This is a genomic window from Winogradskya consettensis (assembly GCF_018332715.1).
Taxonomy (GTDB): Bacteria; Actinomycetota; Actinomycetes; order Mycobacteriales; family Micromonosporaceae; genus Actinoplanes; species Actinoplanes consettensis.
Map to the genome: position 1 here is coordinate 140,397 of NZ_BOQP01000011.1, position 21,558 is coordinate 161,954.

At 70.3% G+C, this 21,558-nt stretch carries 20 protein-coding genes; 10 read left to right on the top strand and 10 right to left on the bottom strand.

The window, feature by feature from the left end:
* Window positions 1–9 precede the first annotated feature (9 nt).
* Window positions 10–543, top strand: a complete 534-nt coding sequence (locus tag Aco04nite_RS13040; RefSeq protein ID WP_212997496.1) for a snapalysin family zinc-dependent metalloprotease — start codon at window positions 10–12, stop codon at window positions 541–543.
* 143 nt (window positions 544–686) lie between these two features.
* Here Aco04nite_RS13040 and Aco04nite_RS13045 read toward each other — a convergent pair whose 3' ends face one another.
* Window positions 687–1,013, bottom strand: coding sequence for an STAS domain-containing protein (locus Aco04nite_RS13045; protein ID WP_244875952.1), 327 nt, complete (start codon window positions 1,011–1,013; stop codon window positions 687–689).
* A 123-nt stretch (window positions 1,014–1,136) separates the two neighbouring features.
* On the opposite strand from Aco04nite_RS13045, the gene fxsT reads away from it, so the two are divergent.
* Together fxsT and Aco04nite_RS13055 are read left to right on the top strand one after the other, a co-directional pair.
* Complete coding sequence (gene fxsT, locus Aco04nite_RS13050) at window positions 1,137–3,560, top strand: FxSxx-COOH system tetratricopeptide repeat protein (protein WP_212997498.1); 2,424 nt, start codon at window positions 1,137–1,139, stop codon at window positions 3,558–3,560.
* Between the two features lie 126 nt (window positions 3,561–3,686).
* Window positions 3,687–4,553 carry an FG-GAP repeat domain-containing protein gene (locus Aco04nite_RS13055; protein ID WP_212997499.1) on the top strand — a complete coding sequence of 289 codons (867 nt, stop codon included), beginning with the start codon at window positions 3,687–3,689 and terminating at the stop codon, window positions 4,551–4,553.
* Window positions 4,554–4,625: 72 nt separating this feature from the next.
* Here Aco04nite_RS13055 and Aco04nite_RS13060 read toward each other — a convergent pair whose 3' ends face one another.
* From Aco04nite_RS13060 to fxsA, 3 genes are all read right to left on the bottom strand, one after another.
* Window positions 4,626–6,293, bottom strand: a complete 1,668-nt coding sequence (locus Aco04nite_RS13060; protein WP_244875953.1) for a putative bifunctional diguanylate cyclase/phosphodiesterase — start codon at window positions 6,291–6,293, stop codon at window positions 4,626–4,628.
* A 64-nt stretch (window positions 6,294–6,357) separates the two neighbouring features.
* Window positions 6,358–7,794 (bottom strand): aKG-HExxH-type peptide beta-hydroxylase, encoded by a 1,437-nt coding sequence (locus Aco04nite_RS13065; RefSeq protein ID WP_212997501.1) that lies wholly within the window; start codon window positions 7,792–7,794, stop codon window positions 6,358–6,360.
* Window positions 7,795–7,798: 4 nt separating this feature from the next.
* Window positions 7,799–8,038, bottom strand: coding sequence for an FxSxx-COOH cyclophane-containing RiPP peptide (fxsA, locus tag Aco04nite_RS13070; RefSeq protein ID WP_244875954.1), 240 nt, complete (start codon window positions 8,036–8,038; stop codon window positions 7,799–7,801).
* A 238-nt stretch (window positions 8,039–8,276) separates the two neighbouring features.
* Between fxsA and Aco04nite_RS13075 the strand changes: the two genes are divergently transcribed.
* On the top strand, window positions 8,277–8,474 hold the full coding sequence (locus tag Aco04nite_RS13075; protein ID WP_212997502.1) for a hypothetical protein: 198 nt from the start codon (window positions 8,277–8,279) through the stop codon (window positions 8,472–8,474).
* Window positions 8,464–8,859 (top strand): hypothetical protein, encoded by a 396-nt coding sequence (locus Aco04nite_RS13080; RefSeq protein WP_244875955.1) that lies wholly within the window; start codon window positions 8,464–8,466, stop codon window positions 8,857–8,859. The genes Aco04nite_RS13075 and Aco04nite_RS13080 overlap by 11 nt, the downstream gene beginning before the upstream one ends.
* 44 nt (window positions 8,860–8,903) lie before the next feature.
* Here the strand turns inward: Aco04nite_RS13080 and Aco04nite_RS13085 are convergent, their stop codons facing one another.
* Window positions 8,904–9,188 carry a DUF427 domain-containing protein gene (locus tag Aco04nite_RS13085; protein ID WP_212997503.1) on the bottom strand — a complete coding sequence of 95 codons (285 nt, stop codon included), beginning with the start codon at window positions 9,186–9,188 and terminating at the stop codon, window positions 8,904–8,906.
* Between the two features lie 158 nt (window positions 9,189–9,346).
* Between Aco04nite_RS13085 and Aco04nite_RS13090 the strand changes: the two genes are divergently transcribed.
* Genes Aco04nite_RS13090 through Aco04nite_RS13100 form a run of 3 tightly spaced genes read left to right on the top strand, consistent with a single transcriptional unit; the run spans window position 9,347 to window position 12,578 of the window.
* A complete protein-coding gene (locus Aco04nite_RS13090) occupies window positions 9,347–9,940 on the top strand; it encodes a hypothetical protein (RefSeq protein ID WP_212997504.1) in 594 nt (197 codons plus the stop codon).
* Window positions 9,941–9,978: 38 nt separating this feature from the next.
* Entirely contained in the window at window positions 9,979–11,031 is a 1,053-nt protein-coding gene (locus tag Aco04nite_RS13095) for a hypothetical protein (RefSeq protein WP_212997505.1), read from the top strand.
* Window positions 11,028–12,578 carry a hypothetical protein gene (locus Aco04nite_RS13100; protein WP_244875956.1) on the top strand — a complete coding sequence of 517 codons (1,551 nt, stop codon included), beginning with the start codon at window positions 11,028–11,030 and terminating at the stop codon, window positions 12,576–12,578. The genes Aco04nite_RS13095 and Aco04nite_RS13100 overlap by 4 nt, the downstream gene beginning before the upstream one ends.
* Here Aco04nite_RS13100 and Aco04nite_RS13105 read toward each other — a convergent pair.
* The 3 genes from Aco04nite_RS13105 to Aco04nite_RS13115 all read right to left on the bottom strand — a co-directional run bounded on the left by Aco04nite_RS13105 (window position 12,558) and on the right by Aco04nite_RS13115 (window position 17,101).
* Complete coding sequence (locus tag Aco04nite_RS13105) at window positions 12,558–14,351, bottom strand: SpoIIE family protein phosphatase (RefSeq protein WP_212997506.1); 1,794 nt, start codon at window positions 14,349–14,351, stop codon at window positions 12,558–12,560. The two genes, Aco04nite_RS13100 and Aco04nite_RS13105, sit on opposite strands and share 21 nt — an antisense overlap.
* 860 nt (window positions 14,352–15,211) lie before the next feature.
* Window positions 15,212–15,877: an SRPBCC family protein gene (locus Aco04nite_RS13110; protein ID WP_212997507.1), complete on the bottom strand. Its 666-nt coding sequence runs from the start codon at window positions 15,875–15,877 to the stop codon at window positions 15,212–15,214.
* Between the two features lie 27 nt (window positions 15,878–15,904).
* Window positions 15,905–17,101, bottom strand: a complete 1,197-nt coding sequence (locus Aco04nite_RS13115; protein WP_212997508.1) for a bifunctional DNA primase/polymerase — start codon at window positions 17,099–17,101, stop codon at window positions 15,905–15,907.
* Window positions 17,102–17,305: 204 nt separating this feature from the next.
* Between Aco04nite_RS13115 and Aco04nite_RS13120 the strand changes: the two genes are divergently transcribed.
* Window positions 17,306–18,484, top strand: a complete 1,179-nt coding sequence (locus tag Aco04nite_RS13120) for a hypothetical protein (protein WP_212997509.1) — start codon at window positions 17,306–17,308, stop codon at window positions 18,482–18,484.
* 1 nt (window position 18,485) lies between these two features.
* Here the strand turns inward: Aco04nite_RS13120 and Aco04nite_RS13125 are convergent, their stop codons facing one another.
* Window positions 18,486–19,514, bottom strand: coding sequence for a beta family protein (locus Aco04nite_RS13125; protein ID WP_212997510.1), 1,029 nt, complete (start codon window positions 19,512–19,514; stop codon window positions 18,486–18,488).
* 114 nt (window positions 19,515–19,628) lie between these two features.
* On the opposite strand from Aco04nite_RS13125, the gene Aco04nite_RS13130 reads away from it, so the two are divergent.
* The gene (locus Aco04nite_RS13130) at window positions 19,629–20,930 is read left to right on the top strand and encodes an AAA family ATPase (RefSeq protein ID WP_212997722.1); all 1,302 of its coding nucleotides are present in this window, start codon (window positions 19,629–19,631) and stop codon (window positions 20,928–20,930) included.
* Here Aco04nite_RS13130 and Aco04nite_RS13135 read toward each other — a convergent pair.
* Window positions 20,922–21,374, bottom strand: coding sequence for a winged helix DNA-binding protein (locus Aco04nite_RS13135; protein ID WP_212997511.1), 453 nt, complete (start codon window positions 21,372–21,374; stop codon window positions 20,922–20,924). The two genes, Aco04nite_RS13130 and Aco04nite_RS13135, sit on opposite strands and share 9 nt — an antisense overlap.
* Window positions 21,375–21,558: the final 184 nt, after the last annotated feature.

Genomic DNA, 21,558 nt, shown 5'->3' on the forward strand with positions numbered 1-21,558 from the left:
GGTCCCACCATGGTGCTCAGGAGATTCGCCGCGGCGCTGGTAGCGGTGCTGGCGCTGGCCGGGGTGCAGGTCGTCGGTGCCGAACCGGCGGCTGCGGCGGCGCGCATTCTCTATTACGACGCGAGTCAGGCGCAGGAGTTCGTCGCGGTGGTCAATCAGGGTGCGCAGATCTGGAACAGCCGGGTGACCAACGTCCAGCTCCTGCCGGTTCCGGCCGGGCGGACCCCCAACATCCGGGTGTACGCGGACAATGGCTGGCCCCGCACCTATACGTCCTCGCTCGGCAACGGCTACTGGTACATGGGCCGCGAAGCCGTCAACGACGGTTACTACCCGCCGCGTATCGCCGCCCACGAGTTCGGTCACATTCTCGGGCTGCCGGACCGTCGCACCGGATTGTGCGCCGATCTGATGTCGGGCAGCAGCGCCCCGGTCTCCTGCACGAACCCCAACCCGAACGCCACCGAGATCGCCTCGGTCAACCGCCTCTTCGCGACGTCGGCAGCGGTACCGGCCCGGGAGTTCGTGTTCTCGGGGTTCTGAACCGGGCTCTTGAAAAGGGTGACCACTCACGCAGAATGAAGGGCTCGGCCGGTTGTCCTGACGCGTCAGCGTCTTGACCGGTCGAGCCCGGCCTCGACGGGAGTTGCGGTCAGCACCATGCACCCAGGCACGACATCTGCCTTCTATTCTTTGACCTCGACTATCTCGACCACCTCGAGCAATCCGCTCAGGACGAGAATCTGGTGTACGCCACGGCTCGGATGGGCGAGCTGGAAGCCGATCCCCTCGTCGCGGGCGCGCTGAAATCCGAAAATAATCGCGCCGAGCCCGGTCGAGTCGATGAAGGACAGATCGGCGAGGTCGACCACGACCGAGCGGGGCCGGGTCTCCAGGGCCTCCACCAGCGCAACTCGCACCTGGTCCACGTTCAGCACGTCGACCTCGCCGTGCAGTGCGACCGTTGCCACGTCGGCTTGACGGTCCAGACTCGTCACTGGTTCCTCGGTCACCGGGCGCCTTCCGTTGGGACAAACTTCCGCAGTGGCGATGGTTCCACGTACGGTAATCGCGAACATGACAGTAACCGGGCCGGTCACTATCCGGCGGAGCAGTCACGATCAGGGGAGAGCGGCGTGCCGATCCGGGGTGGCCTGCCGCCGCGTAATCCGCGGTTCGTGGGGCGAGAGGAATTGCTCGCCCATATGCGCGGACTGCTCGGCAACGGACCGGTGGTGTTGCTGCCTTCCGCCGATCACCAGCTCGGTGGTACGGGACGTACCCAGTTGGCCGTGGAATACGCCTACCGTTACGCGGACACCTATGACCTGGTGTGGTGGATTCCCGCCGAGCAGACCGCGGGGATGCGGGCCGCGCTGGTCGGGCTCGCGCAGGAATTGAAGCTGCCCGAGGCGCGTGACATCAACCGCACGCTGGGCGCGGTGCGTGACGCGCTGAGCCGGGGTGAGCCGTTCCGCAACTGGCTGGTCGTTTTCGAGAATGCCAACCGGCCCGAGGACATCAAGCCCTATCTGCCGAGCGGCGCCGGGCACGTGCTGGTCACTTCGCGCAATCCGCGGTGGACCTCGGAGGTCGCCCAGGCGATGCCGGTCCCCGTTTTCGACCGTACGGACAGCGTGGACTTTCTGCGCCGCCGGGCCCCCGAGCTGGTGGCGACCGATGCCGAGCGGCTCGCCGTGCACCTCGACGACGTGCCGATGGCGCTCGACCAGGCCGCCGCTGTCCGGGCCGCCGCCGGGTGGAGCATCGACGAATATCTGCGCCGCTACGACGAGCGCGCCGCCGAGCTGGCGTTCCCCACCCCGATCCGGGTGGCGTGGGGGCTGGCCGCGGATGCGCTCGCCGAGGCGTCCCCGGCCGCCTTCGAGTTGTTGCAGCTCAGTGCGTTCCTGGCCAGCGCACCCGTGTCGTGGGAGCTGCTCTGGGCGGCCCGTGGGCTGGCCTCGCCGGAGCTGGCCCGGACGTTGCGCATCGAGCGGCGGCTCAAGGCCGCGATCCGGCTCATCGGCCGTTACGGGCTGGCCGACCTCGATCCGCCCGGCGCCGGGCTGATCGTGCATCCGCTGGTCCGGGGCATGCTCGGCCAGCAGCTCACGTCGGAGCGGCATGCCGCGATGCTGCGCACCGTCCGCGCCATGCTCGCTGCCGCCGACCCCGGCGACCCGGACAACCCCGCGCACTGGCCGAGATATGCGGCCATCGTCCCGCACCTGGTCCACTCCGATGCGCTCGGCGGCGACTCGGAGGAGATCCGTCAGCTGGTCATCAACTGCGTGCGCTTTCTCTACGCCCGCGGCGACTACGACTCCAGCCGCGACCTGGCCGCGCAGGCGGCGGCCCGCTGGACGGACAGCCTCGGCGAGACCGACGAGCAGACCATGCTGGTGTCGTTCCACCTCGCGAACGCGCTGCGCGCCGTGGGCCGCACGGCGGACGCCCGCGCGCTGAACGCCCAGACCCTGCGCTCCCAGCGTGACGTGCTCGGCGGTGACGACGAGACCACGCTCGCCACCGCGAACAGCGTCGGCGCCGACCTGCGGATGCAGGGTCATTTCAACCAGGCCCGGCAGCTCGACGCGGACAACCTCGTGCGTTACCGGCGGCTGTTCGGCGAGAGTTTCCCGACGGCGCTGCGCTGCGCCAACAACCTCGCCGCCGACCTGCGCCTGCTCGGCGACTTCCGGGGTGCCCGGGCACTGGACGAGCAGGTGCTGCGGCAGCGGCAGATGATTTTTGTCGAGGGGCATCCGGAGACGCTGTCGTCGCGTGCCGGGCTCGCGTTCGACCTGTTCGGGCTGGGCGACTATGCGGGTGCGTCAGCGCTGCTCGCCGGTTCCGGGCACTTCGACGCGCTCGGCGCCGACCATCCGATGGCGTTGTGGGCAGGGCGGTTCGCGGCGATGGCGGCCCGCCGTGCCGGGAAGGCCGACGCGCGGGAACGGGCGGCGGTCAATGTGGAGCTCTACCGGCAGAAGTTCGGCGACCTGAGCGTGGACACGCTGGCCGCGGTGGTGTCGCTGGCCAACTGTGCCCGCGATGCCGGCGACTACGACGAGGCGCACCGGCTGCTGGAACGGGCCGTCGCGCGCTATCACGCCGTGCTCGGCGACGAGCATCCGTTCACGCTGGCCGCGGCGTGCGACCTGGCCGGGGTCGTGCGTGCCACCGGCCGGTTCGTGGAGGCCCGGACGATCGACGACGAGGCGCTGCGCGGGCTGCGGCGCAGCGTGGGCCGGGACCATCCGTTCACGCTCAGCTGTGCCAACGGGTTCGCCGCCGACCTCATCGCGGTGGGGGAGGCGCAGCCGGCCCGGGAGATCGCGCTGGACACGCTGAACCGGTCACGGAGCCTTCGCGGCGCCGACCACCCGGACACGCTCGCCTGCGCGTTCAATGTGGCGCTGGACGACGGCGACGAGTCGTCGATGCGGGCTGCGATCGAAGAGCTGGCGAAGGTGTACGGCGATGGGCATCCGGTGCCGGAGCGTGCCCTGGCCGGACGGCGACTGGAGACAGAGATCGAGCTGCCGCCGCTGTAAAAGCCCTCCGAAAAGTCCGATTTGACTGGAACCTGACACTTGACGGGGATTTCACCCGACGGTCCCTACTCTCGGTGAACGTCAGCGCCACTTTCCGTGGCGAACGACGACAACGGGGGAACGGTCATGAACAGCACGTCAAGCAAGTTCCTGCAGGTGGTCGCGGCAGTGGTGGTAGCTGCGGGCGGAGTCGCGGTGGCCGGCTCGCCGGCTGCGGCGTACACACCGGGTTACAGCTTCGCCGGGGTCGCGGACTGGGACGCCGACGGTCATCAGGACGTCATCGCCCGGGACAGCAGCGGCCGGCTGTGGTTGTACCCGGGTGAGTCCCGGCGGGGTTACAGCTCGCAGTCCCGGGTCCAGATCGGCAACGGCTGGAACGGATTCACCCTGGCCGGGATCGCCGACTGGGACCACGACGGTCATCAGGACATCGTCACCCGGGACAGCTCGGGGAGGTTGTGGCTCTACCTCGGCGAGTCGAAGCGGGGTTACAGCGGTGCCGGGCGGGTGCAGATCGGCAACGGCTGGACCGACTACACGGTGGCCGGGGTCGAGGACTGGGACACCGACGGCAACCAGGACATCGTCGCCCGGGACAAGGCCGGCAGGTTGTGGCTCTACCCGGGGCAGTCGCACCGTGGCTACAGCAGCATCCCGCGCGCGCAGATCGGCAACGGCTGGAGCTCGTACACGTTCGCGGACGTCGCCGACTGGGACGGCGACCACCATCCCGACATCGTCACGCGCGACAAGGCCGGACGGCTGTGGCTCTACCCGGGCGAGTCGAAGCGCGGTTACAGCAGCGCCGCGCGCGTCCAGATCGGCAACGGGTGGAACGCCTACACGTTCGCGGACATCGCCGACTGGGACGCCGACCACCACCAGGACATTCTGACCCGCGACAACACCGGACGGCTGTGGGTCTACCTCGGTGAGTCGAAGCGCGGCTACAGCGCGGCCGGCCGGGCACAGATCGGCAACGGCTGGTGAGACCCCCTGCGGTGGGTCGCCGGGCCTGGTGAACCGGCGACCCGCCGCAGGACCTGCCTGCTCGGCGGGTTCTCAGTTGGACAGCGCGGACTGGCGGTGCAGCAGGGCCGTGAGGTCGCCGGCCGGCATCGGCTTGGCGAAGTGGTAGCCCTGGGCCTGGGCGCAGTTCAGCTCGCGCAGCCGGGATGCCTGCTCCGCGTCCTCGACGCCCTCGGCGACCGGGGCCAGGTTGAACGTACGCGCGATCTGCAGCACGGCCTCGGCCACCGACGCGCCGTTGCTCTCCTGCATGGCCTGGACGAACGACTTGTCGATCTTCACGACGTCGACCGGGAGCGCGCCGAGGTGGCTCAGCGACGAGAAGCCGGTGCCGAAGTCGTCGAGCGCGATCCGCACCCCGAGGCTCTTCAGGGCGCCCAGGACCCGCGCCGACTCGATCAGGTCGACCAGCGCGACCGACTCGGTCAGCTCCAGGACCAGCAGCGACGGCGGCAGACCGGTGCGGTCCAGGATGTCGCGGACCTCGTCGATCAGGTCCGGGTTGCCGAGCTGGCTGGCCGACAGGTTGACGTTGAGCTCGAAGCCGGGCTCCTGCGCCTGCCAGACCGCCGCCTGCCGGCACGCTTGTTCGAGGACCCAGCCGCCGAGCCGGGGCAGCAGACCCAGCGCCTCCGCCAGATCCAGGAACGCCGCCGGCGGCAGGAGACCCCGTTCGGGGTGGTTCCAGCGCACGAGGGCCTCGACGCCGACCGTACGCTCGCCGTTGAGGTGCACGATGGGCTGGTAGTGGACCTCGAACTCGCCCGCGTCCAGCGCGCGGCGCAGGTCGTTCTCCTCGCGCCGGCGAGCCTCCGCCTCGGCGAACTGGGCCGGGTCGAAGCGCCGCGCCACCCCCTTGCCGTCGGCCTTCGCCTGGTAGAGAGCCAGGTCCGCCTCGCGCATGAGGTCGTCGAGGTGCATGCCGCTGCCACGGGTGATCGCGATGCCGCCGCTGGCCGGGATGGTCAGCACGGTCTCGCCGATCACGAGGGGCTGGGCCAGGTCGCGCAGGATCCGGTTCGCCACGGTGTCCGCGATCGTGTCGTCGGTCAGCCGGGGGAGCAGCACGATGAACTCGTCGCCGCCGAGGCGGGAGACGGTGTCGTTGCCGCGGACGTTCGCGTTGAGCCGCTCGGCCGCCGTGCGCAGCATCTCGTCGCCGGTGGCGTGCCCGTAGGTGTCGTTGACCTCTTTGAACCCGTCCAGGTCGAACAGGAGAACGGCGGTCATCGTGTCGTCGGCGTCCGCGAGGGCGTCGGTCGCGTGGTCCATGAAGAGCTTGCGGTTGCCGAGCTCGGTGAGCGGGTCCCGGAACGCCTGCCGCGCGAGCTGGGCCCGCTGCCGGGTGAGATCCCGGACCAGACCGTCGTTCGTGCGCTGGCCGAGGAACTGCCGGATCAGGATGACCGCGGCGACGGCGATGGTGAGCCAGGTCAGCGCGGGGCTGATCGAACCGTGCCGCCCGAACCAGAAGCCCGCCATGATCACGGCGGACGCGGCGGGTGCGTAGCCGAGCATCGGCCAGCGCCTCGCGAGGACGATCACGCCGATGCCGAGCACCACCACGGTGGCCACGCCGATGATCAGACCTCGCGCCCCCGATGTCCCGGCGACCACGTCCTCGAAGATCGCAGGCCACGACAGCAGCAGCAGCGAAGTGAAGATCATGGTCACGTCGACACAGCGACGTACCTGATCCATGGCACCGCTCCGGCTCATGCCTCACCTCCAACGGGTGCCAACATCGACCCGCCGGCGCCGGACCTTAGGAAAGCCACCCGAGGATCGCGAGCCTGTCGGGCTCGTCACTGAGGACCGCCGCGAGCTCCGGGGCGACATCAAAACCCCCGGCCAGGATCAACCCCACCCAATCATCCGGGTACGCCCGGAGCGCCGCAGCCGCGTCCCCCCGCACGTAGGCCACATCGCCGTCCGACCCGGTCAGTGGCTCGCCCCTCGGCCCGGTCAGCGGGTCGCCGCGCAGGAATCGGTGGGTCAGGTCGAGGCGGGCGCTCGCCTCCAGGGCCCGTTTCGGTGCCGGCCGCAGCTCGGAGGTGACGTTCGGCCTCGCCTCTCCCGCGTGCCATGCCCGCCGCAGCTCCCGCGCGCCGGCCGGGTCGACGTGGCGGTTGCGCAGCCGCCAGCGCAGGTAGTGGTCCCTGTTCGCGCTCCCGGCCAGCCGCAGCACCCCGGGATCCACCGGTTCGTCGAGCCAGGGACGCACCTCGGCGGTCAGCGCGGCGACGAACCGCGCGCCGGCCGGGGTCAGGTCCCGCAGCCCGCCCGCCGCGTCGCTGACCGCCGCCCGCCACCGCGCGAACTCGAACTGGGCCAGCGGGTCGGTGCTGCGCGTACGCCAGAACCTGGTGACGGTGAGATACGCGTACGCACCGTGCAGGATTCCGGAGGCCGGTCGCGGATCGTCACGCCAGGGGGAGTAACCGAGCGTCGCCGGCTTGTCGAGCAGGTCGAAGAGGTACTGGACCGCGTTCAGGATGCTGTGCTGGGTCTCGTGCAGCAGCCCCACGGCGAGCGCTGTGGCGTCGGCCGGTTCGGAGATCGCCACCGCCCCGAACGCGTCGGCTGACGTGGCGCTGATGCCGCGCGCCGCGGGGTCGGGCAGCACCGGGACGACGCAGTCGAGCACGGTGGCGAGGACCTCGGCGTCGGCGGGGACGCTGGTCACCAGGAGTCGCCAGGCTTCGGTGAAGGTGCGCTGCCAGCGGGCCAGTTGCTCGGCGTCGAGGGGCGGGGCGGGGGGCAGGCCGAGCTTCTCGCGGAGGGGGTTGCTGTCGTCTACGCGTACGGTGATGGAATGGCCGTTGTGGTTTGCTCTGAGGCTTTTGTCGGGTTGTTGACGCGGGATTCGAGCTGCGCGTGCGATGTCTGTCAGGTGCGATACATCCGGATTTCTGCCTGCTTGTAGGTCTCGAAGGCAGCTGGCGGCCCACACGCCGAACAGGGGGCGGGCGATGAGTTCACGGACCCGGGCGGGGTTGGCGCGTTCGGCCTCGGCCAGGTCGGTCAGCGGTCCCGGGCCGACCACCGCGGCGATCTCGTGCAGCAGCAGAAGATTGCGGCTGAGCTGGGATTTCTTCAGCTCGGCGATCGTCGACCGGTCCGGGCGGCCCGCGCCGAGCGAGGCCAGGGCCGCATCGCTGAGCCGGTGCGGACGGGCGTCGGCGAGTGCGGCGGTGCTCATGGGCTCAGAGGGCCGAGTTGAAGCCGGCGATCGGCTCGCCCGGGTTCGCCAGGTCGTCGGCCAGCCGGCGCAGGCAGTGCGCCAGGGCGTTACCGTTCGTGGCCCCGTCGGTGTCATCGGCTGCGTCACCACCGGGAACGGAGGTAACCTTCGAGGTCAGGTCGCCGATCGACAGCCCGGAGACGTCGATCATCGCGGAGCGCCATTCCGGCGTCGCACCCGTGGTGTTCACGGCCCCGTCCACGCCCGCCCTACCTTCTTCGGTGTCCTCGTCGCTCGCAGGCACTGTCGCACTGCCCTGCTTCTCGACTTCTCGCACAGTCCTATTTGCCTGCCAGCAACGATCAATGTATTGCCGCCACATTACGGCGGTCGCCGGGTCGGGTGATGTCCGGGCGTGTCCCAGGGTGGGGTCGCCGTCACCGTCGCGCCGTGATCTCATAGGACGCCAATACCAAAAAGTCGGCAACGGAGGACAAACTGTGCTGGGCCGAGACGGGAAGACCGGAGAGCAGGTGCGCCATTCCCCCGAGGTTGAGGGAGACGAGCCTGCCGACGACCCCACCGCCACCCCGGTGATGCCCGCGCCGCCGTTCCCCGCGTTCCAGAGCGTGCCGACGCTGCCTCAGCAGGCGCCGGGTGTGGGGTTCGAGAGCGGGCGCGACAGCCGTGCCCGCTGAGGACCCCCGGCCGCGGCTGCCCCGGCGCGGGCCGGCCCCGGCCGTCGACCAGATGGACAACGCCGAGCTGGCGCGCATGATCGAGGCGGAGCACCCCTACCGGGGCAAGGCTTTGTTCGAGCTCTCCGACCGGATCGCCCACGACGACGACGCGGCGACCAAGGTGGCCATGCTCAGCCGGCTGACGTCGCTGCGCCACGCCCGGCTCTTCGACCGGGTCTCACTGGCCTGGTCGGCGATCATCGCACTGCTGGCGGCGGAGACGCCGCACGCCCGTTCCTGCGCCTACGAGGCGTTCGGGGCGCTGGACGACGCGGAGCGCAAGGACATGCTCGACTATCTCGAGGTGGACGCCATCGAGGACGCGCACCCGCGCATCGGCTAGCCGGCGCGGGCTGAGAAGGACCCGCGCCGGGCTCTGTCGGTGGATCAGGCTTCTACTTTGACGTCTTTCCAGAAGGCGACCCGGTCGATGACGGCCTTCGCGTCCGGCTTCGGCTCCGGGTAGTACCAGACGGCGTCCTCGCTGACGTGTCCGTTGGCTTCGAGGGTGTAGTAGGAGGCCTTGCCCTTCCATACGCAGACGGAATGCGTATCCGACGGGCGCAGCACGTCCTCGCGCAGGGACGACCGAGGGAAGTAGATGTTCCCCTCGATAACCACGGTGTCGTCGCTCTCGGCGATGATCTCGTCGTTCCAGATGGCCTTCGGCATACCCCGAACGTAGCGCGCCCGGCAGCGTCAGTCCGATATGCGGGGGTTTTTCGCCTCCCGTGGGTGAAACGTGGTGCGTCATCCCGCCATTGCCACGTCGTTGTAAGAGGATCTAAGGTCGATCCGCCAACGAGACCCCCCATTGGAAGCCGCTGCCGATGAGCACTCTTCGTACCCTGCCGGGCACCCGCGAGCAGGCACACCACGCTCTTGTACTGCTGGGCGCCCCGGCGACCACCCGGCTCGTCGTGGAGGTCCACCGCGCGCTGTTCGACGGGGATCTCGCGGTTGCCGATCTCGCCGCCGATCTGCGGGACGAGGAGCGTAACTACGATCCCGACGTGTGCACGGCGTACCGGATCGTCCCCGCTCTGCATCACGACCTGTCGGCGGCCCGCGGCCTGATCACGCTCTCCGGCTGGTCGGTGGCCCGCCGGCTGGTGTCGCCCCGGCAGGCGCGCGCCGACGCCCTGGCTGCGGTGGCCCGGATCGCCGAGTTCGTGATCATCCGGGCGAGTGCCGGCATCGCCGCCATGGCACTGCTGCGCCGGCTCGCCGAGAACGTGCCGGGCGGTGCAGAGGCGTTCCTCGTGCACGACCCCCGGGCGCTCGCCGACGCCGCCCGCGCCGCGCTGGCCGAGCTCACCCCCTCGCCCGCCCCCGACGCGCTCGTCTCCCGCTGGGAACTGCTCCCCGAGCGGCAGCGGCTCTTCGGCATCCACAGCCTGCCCCATCAGCGGGGCGGCGCGTGACTGCTGGCTCTTCCACCGCCGGCTTCTCCACTGCTGGCTTGGACCGGCTGCGGGGCGATTCTCCCGCCAAGCGGCACAACGCCCGGACGATCGCCGCGCTGACCGGAAACCCCGGCTGTTCGCGGCGGGCCGTGCTCGACGCGGCCGGGGTGGACAAGCCCCGGCTGGCCCAGCACATCGGGTTCCCGATGGGGTTCGGGCAGTCACGCTTCGCGCTGGCCCGCGGTAACGGGTTCGAGGCGATGCTCAAGGCCGACAACTGTGCGCTGTTGCTGTCGGTGCTACGCGACGTGCTCGGCCTGGATACGCCCTCGGTCAGTTACGACGACCTCGGTGACGATGACGATGCGACGCTGGGTGCGCGCCATGGGCGTACGCGTAAATTGCTCGCGGCCGCAGCCAATGCCGCCCTGGTCGACCACCCGCTGCTGACCCTCGACGTCGCCGGACGGCAGGTCTTCCTGGAACCCGACCTGATCGCGTTCCAGGTCGAGGGCAAACTCCACGTCGTGGAGATCAAGTCCTTCGCGATCGTCGACGGCCAGGCCGACAGCGCCAAGGTCTCGGCGGCTGCGGTGCAGGCGGCGGTGTACGTGCTGGCGCTGCGCCGGCTGCTCGCCGAACTCGGCCACGACCCGGCCCTGGTCAGCCATGACGTCGTGCTGGTCTGCCCGAAGGACTTCTCGCTGACGCCCGCGGCCGAGGTGATCGACGTCCGCAAACAGCTCGCCACGCTGACCCGCCAGCTCACCCGGCTCGCGTCCGTCTCCGACCTGGCCGCCGCGCTGCCGCCGGGGGTCAGCTTTGACATGGCGATGCCGCCCGCCGACCTTGTCGCGTCGCTGCACGCCGTCGAGGCCCGTTACGCGCCGGAATGCCTCTCGACCTGCGAGCTCGCGGTCTTCTGCCGGCACGAGTCGGCCGGGCACACCGCGGCGCTGGGCCGGCCGGTCCGCGACGCGCTCGGCGGCGTCGAAACCATCGCGGAAGTGCTCGAGCTGGCAGCCGGCACCCGCACACCCACCGAGGAGCAGGTCGAGGCCGCGGCGTTGCTCCAGGCAGCTGCCCGCCTGCGCGCCGAGATCCTATGAGTACGCTCACCGCGCTCGCCCGCGCGCAGGCGTTCGCCGAGGCCCGCGCCCAGCCCCTGGCCACCGTGCGCCACCTGCACCTGCACGAGCGCCCACTGATCCTCATCCCGTACGCCATGGCCGGCGAGGCGAACGCCCCGCTCGCCGCGATGGTCGGCACCGACCGCGACAACCCCCGGCTGCTCGTCGTCGCCCAGCCCCGCAACCGCGACGACCGGTTCGCCTTCGCCGCCGAGCTCGCCGCGATCCTGATCGGCTATGTGGACTCGTTCACCGGCCAGACCGAGGCCGTCGCGGTCGACCGCGGGCGCGACGTGCGATACCGGTTCACGGACGCGCCGCAGCTCTGGGTGCCGAACCCGGGCGGCGTCGACTTCCTGAAACTCTTCGGTCGTTCCACGCGGTTCCGCACCACCGAAGGCGAGTACGCCGTCCCCGCCTCGGTGCCGCTGCTCGGGCGGTGGCTCACGTTCTTCGCCTCGTCGGCGGAGATGGCGGGGTCGTCGTTGCTGCTCAACGGCGTACAGGCGCTGTCGTCACACTGGGCGACCGGGCAGAGCGGTGCCGAGGACGCCCAGCTCGCGGCCCTGATGGGGTGGCTCGCACCCCCGCCGGGGATGACCGTTTTCGAGGCCGCAGCCGCGGCGGAGGATCCGTCGCTCACCCCGCCCGCGGGCCCGGCGACCGACCCGTCGTTCGACAACCACATCCTCGCGCCGTTGCTGTCCTCCGCGTCGCCTGCCGTCTCTGAGCTTTCCGCCGCGCTTCGCGGCCAGCTCCTGCCGACGTGGGATCTGCTGTGGCGGGCGCTCGATCTGCTGCGGACACTCCCGGTCGCCGGTCGGGTCGCCGGGCGATGGGACAGCGACCGCGATGCCTACTCGGCCTTCGTGCAGCACCTCGAGGAGGGCGGTCCGCCGCAGCCTCGGCGGGACGGCGCGGTCGCTGCCGCGGCCCGGCTTTCCCGGCTCGAAAACGCAGCCACCAGGTACGCCGTCCAGCGCGCGTTCGACGATCCCCTCGTCATGGCCGAATACCGGCTGTCGGGAGCGGCGTTCGCGGGCGAGGTCACGCTCGCCAAGGCCGACCGGATCGACGACACGGGAAAACGACCGGTCCTACGCCCCCGGATCATGGTGGTCACCACGGAGCCGGTCGGCGTCGCCGCTGGGGCCGTCCTGACCTCCCCGTCCCGGCCCAGCCAGAAAGCCAAGGTCATCTCGGTCACGCGGCTTGACGCCTCCGCCGCCTCGAAGTCGGAAGTCCTGCTGGAGCTGTCCGGCGGGATGGGCCGGAAAATGGTCGCCGAGCCCGGCAGCGTGCCCGAGGTGGGGGAGCGGCTGCTGCTTACCACCTTGAGCGAGGCTTACCGGCCCGGCGGCGCCTTCCCCGAACCCGACCAGACCCCGTGGACGCACGGCGGTCCGCCCGTTCCCTTCTCGGTTTCAGACCTGCCGGACGCTTCCTTGCCGGACCCTTCCCTGCCGGGTCCTTCCCTGCCGGACCCTTCCCCGCCGGGCGCTTTCTTACAGGACCCGGATCAGTAGCAGGGCGGTGTCGTCGGCGCGGCGGGCGGCCGCTCCGATCAGGAGATTGCAGAGCTCCTCGCCGGGCAGGTCGGCGTTGTCCCGCAGGCACTGCTCGATACGCTCGATGCCGTCGTCGAGAATCCTCGCGGGATCCTCGATCAGCCCGTCGGTGTAGAGCACCAGCGTCGAACCGGCCGGAACCGTGCGCCGGTGTGTGCTGCGATTACCGAGCGGCGCGAGCCCGAGCAGCGGTTCCGGTTTCTCCCACCACACGTCGACGGTGCCGTCCGGGCGCAGAAGCAGCGGCGGCGGATGGCCCGCGTTCGCGAACTCCACCTCGTAGCCTCTGACCCGGGCCAGAATCGCGGTGGCCGCCGTGCGGACGTTCAGCCCCCGCATCGCCCGGTCCAGTTGGGACAGCAGATGACCAGGGCTGTCCTCCCGGCCGTACGCGTCACCGCGCACCAGGTTGCGAAGCTGCCCCATCCCTGCTGCGGCCTCGATGTCATGCCCGGAGACATCGCCCACGGCGAGCATCACGGTCCCATCGGGCTGGGCGAACGCGTCGTACCAGTCACCACCGACCGCGGCGCCGTCCTGCGCCGGCAGGTAACGGGCGTGCAGCTCCATCCCCGCAATCGTCGGCAGCTCGGTCAGCAGGCTGTGCTGCAGAACCTCGGCCACATGCCGCTGCTGCCGGTAGAGCCGGTTGTTGTCGATCGAAAGCCCGGCCCGCCGCGCGATGTCGAGCGCCGTCCGCTCCTCGGCCTCGGTGAATTCCGGCCGCCCCGGCCCGTTCACGAACGTGATGGACCCGAGCATCTCGCCACTGACCGGAGCGGTCACGGGAACAACGACGAAGGACGCATACCCGAGCCGCTCGGCGATCGTGGCCATCGCCGGATCGTTGGCCCGGGAGAGCAACGCTTCGGAGGTCTCGGCACTGCGGCGGATGGACATCCCGGACCGCTGCACGGTGAGCACCGCCGACCCCGGCAGTAGCTGGGACACCATGAGCTCGGCGAACCGATCTATGTCAGCCTGCGCCTCCGCGTCCCGATGCGCCCCGGCCACATGCCGAACGCCACCGTCAGGACTCACCAGAGCGACCAGGCACCAATCGGCAAGCCGTGGCACAACCCCCTCAGCGAGCTGCCGCATCCCCTCATCGATGTCCAGCGTCCGCGCAAAAGCCTCGGTCAGCTCCGCCTGCATCGCCAACTGAGCATGAGCGGTCTCCGCATGACGCCGCGCCTCGTCGGCCACCTCCCGGGCGATCCGCAACCGCAGCTCGGAAGCGCAGGCCTCAGCGAGGTCGGTCAGAATCGACAACTCAGCCTTGGTCCACGCCCGAGGCTTGGTATCAATGGCACACAGCGACCCGAGCGTGCGACCCTCGGCATCGTTCAGCGGAATCCCCGCATACGCCACAACCCCGAGATCCGGGATCGCCAGATTGTCCCGCACCTGCGCATAGATCCGAGCATCCGGAAAAACCTTCGCCACGCCCTCGGTCACCACATGCTGGCAGAACGAATGGCTGAGCGGAGTCTCCCGCTTCCCCGCCCAAGGCTCCGGCAACCCGACCTGCCCCGGGAAGAACTGGCGAAGGTCATCCACCAGCGACACCAGAGCTACCGGCACCCCCAGCATCCGCTGCACCAAAGACGCGAACCGGTCAAAAGCAGCGTCAGGCTCAGGCCCCGCAGAAACCTGCCGAAGCGACCGAAGCCTCGCAGGGTCAGAAAGCCCCCCAACCCCCCGCACCCCACCGTCGCCGACCTCGGCCATGCTCCCTCCCCAAGTCGCCCCCCGGCGCCCATCCGATCAACCAGGCTACCCGCCCACCCCATACCCCACGCCCGCCACGATGACACGAATCAGCCACGCCACCGCAGGTCCCCGCCCTGCCCCCACCGCAACAAGCGCCCCGCCAGTCTGTCACCCACCCAGCCTCCCCGCCCCTGCTGACCTCACTGATCCTCTTCCGCCCAGACCGCGCCGGACCCTCCGCGGCCGGACCCTCCGCGGTCTCACATTTCGCCGGCTCACCCCCAGCGGCCTCTCCGTTTTGTCGCCTACCCGGCTGCTCCCGGGGCGCACCTTCTCTACCGGGCCGCATGCAGGCCGCAGGCCGCGGCGCTGCGATTGCGCCGACGACGACCGCGCACCCTCTGTGGCCTGCTCGACCCCCACCAGGCCGTACGCCCCCACCAGGCCGTACGCCCCCACAGGCCGCACGCCCTTCCGATGCCTCATGTCCCCATCGAGCCGGACGCCTCGATGGGGCCGCACGTCTCCATCGAGCCGCACGTCTCCATCGGGCCGGACACCGCGGCGTGCGTCAGCGTTAACCCGCTCGGCTCTGCTGCCCGCTCGGCTCTGCGGTGCGCTCGGCTCTGCGGTGCGCTCGGCTCTTCCAGGCCGCACACCGCGGCGATTCGCCGACGTCGACCCGCTCACCTTCTGTGGCGACGCCTATCTGTGGCGACGCCCTCTGCGGCCTCGCCCTCCTCATCCTCTGCCCCACATCGGCCCGGGCCAGGGATTCGGCCGTCGACCGGTCCCGTGTCGGTCCGGGGTGGGCGGTGATGGGCGGTGTTCCGGGTACCGGCCGGTGTTTCGGGTAGCGGCCGGTGTTTCGGTACTGGTCAGGGGGCGGGGGTGTCCGCGGTGGTGACCTGGGCGTTGCGGGCCAGGGGTGTCCAGCGCTCGGCCCAGCGTTTGCGGGTCAGCTCGAAGGCGGCGTCGTCCAGGCCGTAGGTGGAGATTGTTATCTCCATCCGCCCGGCGCCACGGCTGGTACGCGGCTCCCGGCCGCTGATCACCACGAGGTGACCGTCCGCGTCGGTCAGAGTTGTCAACCGGCTGCCCTGGTTTGCGGGTTGTCCGCCGGCTGTGGCCAGCACCTGACGCCAGGTGCTCGCGCCGGTCAGGTAGATGGTTCGCCGCGCCCCCTTCGGTCGTTCGATCAGTAGGTATCGCAACTGCTGCAGGAAGGCTCGCCATCCCTCCTCAACCGCGTCGTACCGCTCGGGCTCGGCGGAAGACCCCTCCCGCACTGCCCGCACCAGGGTGTTGTCGTCGTCGCCGATCACCTCCAGATAGGAACCGTCGGCCCAGCCCATGCGCTCGGGGGCCCGGAGCGTCGCCTCGTTCACAAAGATGTGCTGGATCTCGGCGTCCAACTCGTCGTAGTCCCACCCGAACCATTGCCGCAGCACGCCGGGCTGCGTAACGGCGTCCCAGACCTCGTCGCGTCCGACGGGCAGGCTCATCTCCACGTGGTAAGACTTCGGCGTCTCTCGATCGGTCACGTCCCTATCCTGGCGGTAACGCACGAACTACGCCACGCGATCCTGCCCGCTTTCTGAGTGCTTTCCCCACCTTTCCCGGGAGGCCCTGCGGAGTTGTTGTCCGTGCGGGCCGGGTCGTTCCTGCGATGGCTGGGTGAGCCGGCCATCGGCGCGTATCTGCGGTGGCCGGGTGTGCTGGCCGTCGGCAATGGCGGGTGCGACAACGGGAGCCCGATCGGCTAGAGGTGTGCGGCGGCCCGCGGTCAGTCCGGAGCGGATCGTCCGGATGGTCTCCGCTCGTCCCAGGCCCGACCATGCCGCTGCCGCGGTCAGATCTCGCACGACCGTGGCGGCGTCGAGCAGGCCGGCACCGACCAGGCGCCCCAGCGCGAACGCCGCCCGGTTCAGGGTGTCGTTCCTCGTGCCCACCGGTGCTCGGGCGACCCGATCGGTCTCGGCTGCGACGGCGACCGCCGCATATCTGTCGGGGTGCGCAATCGTCAACCGGCCGGCTGCCTCGTCGATGCCTGGCCGGTGCTCTCGATCGCGTCTGCCGTCACGGCGGGCAGCGGTGTCGGTGTCGTGATCCCCCTTCCAATTGTCGCGGCCCACATCTGTCCCGCGCTCGGCCACCTTTGCTGAGTCGCCCTGCGCTGGAGGCCGGTGGTGGATGAGTGGGCCTCGGGATGGGGGCTCGGGGCCCGCGATCAGCTTCTCCAGCGCTGTCGGCGTGGCGGGCAGCTCGACATTCGGGCGCACCACCCAGTGGTAGGTGGCGCCCGACGCGTGGCGAGAAGGTGGAGCCACCACATAGCCTCCGGCGCCGCGCCAGTCGACTCCGGGGAGAAGGCGGACGCGGTTACCGTGCCCAAGGGGTGGGAACCAGAAGTGCCAGCCGCCCCCCGTGCGGACCTGCGGTCCCGGGGGCATCGCGCCGCCGAGGAGGTGGCGCAGGCCGTGCCAGCCGAGCGCGGAGTCGACGTCGGCGACGTCCATCGCGAATCCCGTGCGGAGGCCGACATTCGCATCGGGCCAGCGCAGCCACCACATCTCTATCCGGTGGGGGTCGATGCTGGCGTCGATCAGGCCGTGCCGCAGGCGGGGATGCTTGCCGGGGCGGTCGCACTCCGGCCGCTCGCAGGAGCAGGTGCCGCCCGGGCCGGGCGAGTGCACCGGCAGGACGGGGATGCCGTGCCGGGCGTAGGCGAGAGCGGCGCTGAGGGCGGGTGCGTAATTGACCTTCATTCGAACAAGTGTACGAGTGTTTGAAGGTTTCTGCGGAAGTTATCCACAGGCTGGCACGCCGGTTCGCGTTGTCCACAGGCGGGTCGCGAAGGTTTCTCAATCCCGCTTATGCTGCCCTCTCATCAGCCGCTGAAGCCGCTGAAGCCGCTGAAGCTGCCGCACCCGCACCCCGCCACCCCGCACCGACCGAGGAGGACAGTCGCCGTGACGAAGAAGCCGCACGACGTTGCCACGCCCCGGGATGCCCAGCCCCGGAATGCCCATCCCAGGGACGCCCAGCCCAGGGATGTCCAGCCCAAGGGTGCCCAGCCCGGCGTTGCCCACCCGGTGGTCGACCAACTCCGGGACGCCCAGCCTGGGGATGCCTCGTCGGGGGAGGGCACCGAGTCCGTCCAGCCGCTCGACGACACGCAGCCGGCGCGGGCCGACGGTGCCGCGGAAGCCGCGGATGAGGCCAGGAACGAGGCAGCGGCAGCCGACCCCTGGGCCGGGGCTGAAGTCGCAACATCCGGCGAGCGGTCCGATGTGGGCCGCGCCGATGCCGAGCGCCCCGACCCGGCCCTGGGCAACCCTGCTGATCTGCAGCTCGACGATTCGGCGGCGCCCGCTCCCGCGCCGTCGTTCCCCAGGGCCGCGGTGACGGATTGGCTGACGCCGCGCCTGGACCCGGGCCAGGGCGGGCCCGGCGAGTTGACGACGGCTCCGGTCCCAGCGGTAGCGAACAAGCCCGTCCGGATCGGCCGCGGACCGCGCAAGCTGGGAAAGGGTTGGGTCACGGCGTACTTCGCCGGCGGAATTGTGCTGCTTCTGCTCGGGGTCGCGGCGGTTGTCGTGCTCAGCGTCCGGACCTACGGGCAGGACGTGTCCGAGGACGCCACGGTCGCCATCTCCCGCGGCAACGGCCCTACGGTGTCGCGGTCGCAGCCTCCCAAGACGCCGTCCGCGTCTCCAGATCCGGCCCGGGCGCGGTTCGGGCCGCAGCGGCTCGCGAACGGACAGGGCTTCGTGATGACGGGTGAGGACAACTCGAAGTTCGAGATCACGGTCAAGGCCGGGAAGTTCCGCAAGACCGCCTGCGACGCGTATTCGCCCAAGCCCGAGCGCGGTGGGTTCCTGATGGTCCAGCTGAAACTCAAGGTGCTCGAGGGCGAGCCGGACGTCAGCGAGTTCGCTTTCCGGTTCCAGGAGCCGGATGGTTCCTGGCTGCCTTCGGCCTACGGCGGGTCCTGCATACCCCCCGACGAATACAGCGCGTTCTTCCGGCGGCTCTCGGCCGGGCGCACGTACACGTCGTCCATCCTGTTCGACGTGCCGAGCAAGAAGGGAGACATCGTCTTCGTCTACCCGCTCAAGGACGCGGCCGCTTCCTGGAAGATGGGCTGACTCAGGCGAGGCCCCGCAGGACGTGAGCGATGTGGTGGGACGTTCCCCATGCCACCCAGCTGGCCGAGCTGCCGGCGCCCCGTGCGCTTCTGGCCTGGCGCGCTATCTGGGCGTCACCCCACGAGAAGTGCGAGCCTGTCGCGGGCCAGTGCGGCGAGTCGACCAGCGTCCGGCACAGGTCGTAGCAGCGGTCGTCGCTCCGGCTGCCGCGGCGTGCCCAGCGATAGATCCACCAGTCCCGGTCCGCCGTGTAGCGCAGAGTCGGCAGTTGGCGATGGTGAGAGCCGTTTCGGCGTACGGGGGAGGTCACGCCGTAGTCCGAATAGCCGACGCCCGGCTCGCAGAGCCGGGCCCACACCTGGGCGTCCAGACGACCGACCGTGACCGCCTCGTCGGTCGGCAGGTCGTCGAGATTGGCCGGCATCGCCCCCGCAGCGACCGTGACCGAACGCCATGGCTGGTCACGCGCCCACCGCAGCACGTGGCGGGCGCGCTCCTCGAAGCGGTCCGCATGCGCGGCACAGGCCGTTTCGGCGAGGTCGATCACCAGGTCGACATGTTCGGGGTCGAGCCCGGAACCGGTGAGCAGGCGGTCGGTCGTGCTGGTGGCTCCGGCCGGGTTGCGGGCGTCCACATGCGGCTGAAGCCGCAGGACCGCACGCTTGAGGTGCATGCGCGCGGCCAGGCCGTGTTCCACCAGGCGGCGAGGACTGTCGTACGCCCGGAGCACCGGCAGCATCGCCACCCCGAGCCCGGCCAGTTCCTCGGCGAGGTCGAGCGGCGGCGACGTGAGCGGGTCGGCGGGGTCCGGGATCGCGCCCAGGTCCACGCCGATCGCCCCGGTCCGGGGCGGCACCTGCTTGATGAGCTGCGGCAGCCGGTCACCGCTGCCGAGTTCGATGATCGGCATGACCCGGCGCGCGTCGGCGGCGTCGAGGTGGTGCAGGGCGGTGAGCTCGCCCCGGCGGGAACGGAGGATGGGCCGGTAGACACCGTCGTCCGAAGCCTCGGTCGCCGTGAATACGGTCATTCACTCAAAGTAGCCGGGCGCTGCCGATCATGGACGATGCGCGCGCGTTGTCTCACTCCAGGTGAACCAAAAAATGTCAGAGGACACGGATACGGTGGTCCCGTGACGCAGACGATGGAGAGCCCCGGCACCGAGGCGACGCGGATCGTCGACGCCGTGCTCGATGATCTGGCGACATCGGGGCATCGGGGCATCGTGGTCGACTCGCCGCCGGGTGCGGGCAAGAGCACCCTGGTCGTGCGTGCGGCCGGCGTGCTCGCCGCCACCGGCACGCCGCTGATGATCGTGGCGCAGACCAACGAGCAGGTCGACGATCTCATCGAACGGCTCGGCGACAAGCATCCCGGGCTCGGCGTCGGCCGGCTCTCCGCGGTCGACTACGCCGCGACCGAGCGGGTCCGGGCCCACCCGTCCTGCAGGGTCGGCGCCAAGGTGCCCGACCTGGGCGGCGCCCCCGTGACGATCGGCACAGCCGCGAAATGGGCGACGGTCACCGACGGCACCTGGCCCTGGGCGATCGTCGACGAGGCATACCAGATGCGTTCCGACGCCCTGCTCCGCGTGGCACCCCGCTTCGAGCGGGCGTTGTTCGTCGGCGATCCGGGTCAGCTCGACCCGTTCTCGACCGTCGAGGTCGACCGCTGGACAGGCCTGTCCTGGGACCCCATGCAGAGCGCCGTCGCCGTCCTGCTGCGCCACAATCCCGAGCTCCCGGTCCACCGCCTCCCGGTCTCCTGGCGCCTCCCGGCCTCCGCGGCCCCGGTGGTGGCCAAGGCCTTCTACCCTTTCACCGGCTTCCGGTCCGGCACCGGTCCGTCCGACAGATCTCTCTCTTTCAGTACGGTCGCAGCGTCCGCGATCGACGAAGTGCTCGACACCGCAGCCGCCTCGGGCTGGGGCCTGCACGAACTCCCCGCCCGCTTCACCGTGCGCACCGACGCCGAAGCCGCCGCGGCCTGCGCCCTGATCGCCACCCGGGCCCTCGCCCGCGACGGCGTCTCGCACTCCGAAGCGGGCACCCGCCCCCTGACCGCCGACCGCATCGCCATCGGCGCCGCCCACCGCGACCAGGTCGCCGCCATCCGGGCCTTTCTACCCCCGCAAGCCCAGGACATCACCGTCGACACGGCCAACCGCCTCCAAGGCCGCGAGTACGACCTGACCGTCGTCCTGCATCCCCTGTCCGGCCGCCGCGACGCCACCGCGTTCCACCTCGAGTCGGGCCGCCTCTGTGTCCTGACCTCCCGCCACCGCCACGCCTGCGTGGTGGTGGCCCGCGAAGGAATCGCCGACCTCCTCGACGCCCACCCGTCAACGGAACCGGTCCATCTGGGAGTCCCGGTGAAGTTCCCGGACGGCTGGGAAGCCAACCAGGCAATGCTCGCCCACCTGGCCGCCCTCCCCAGGTCAGGGTAGGTCGCTGTCGCCGCCCAGGTTGTCGATCATGCGGCGGAGCACGTTCAGCGCCGCGGCATATTCGGCGGTAGTGACGCCCCGATGGGTCTGCGCATGCACGCGAGCGCTGCGTTCCCGCGCGCGTGCCAGCCCGGCCATGCCGTCCTCGGTCAGGGTGAGAGTGCCATCCACGTCGACCATCCAGCCGCGACCCGCGAGGTCGTCGAACATGTCGTCGAAGCTGACGCCGAGGTCGTCGAAACGCCGCAACCGTTCGGCGAGCGCCGCTCGCCCCCACTGACCGGGCGCACCGGACACGTGGTTCAACGTCCACCAGTGCGGCTGGGTGAGCTGCTCTTCCGCCAAGGCGGCCCGGATCTGCCCGACAACGACGCGATACGCCTCGCCGCTCCAGTATCCGATGGGCTGACGGGCGAGTTCGGCCTCGGAGTAATCCTTCATCACGCCGACACCGTAGAAAGTGAACAGCGGTTGAGGTCAATGCGCCGCCGCAGTTGTCATGGGTGAGATCCGCGGCCGGATCGCTCAGTCACGCGGACACGGCATGGCATCTCTCGGGTGTGAGCGTCCAGGTGAATCCGCATGCCCGGACACCGCAACGCCGTACGCGCGTGAGGTCCGACTTGTG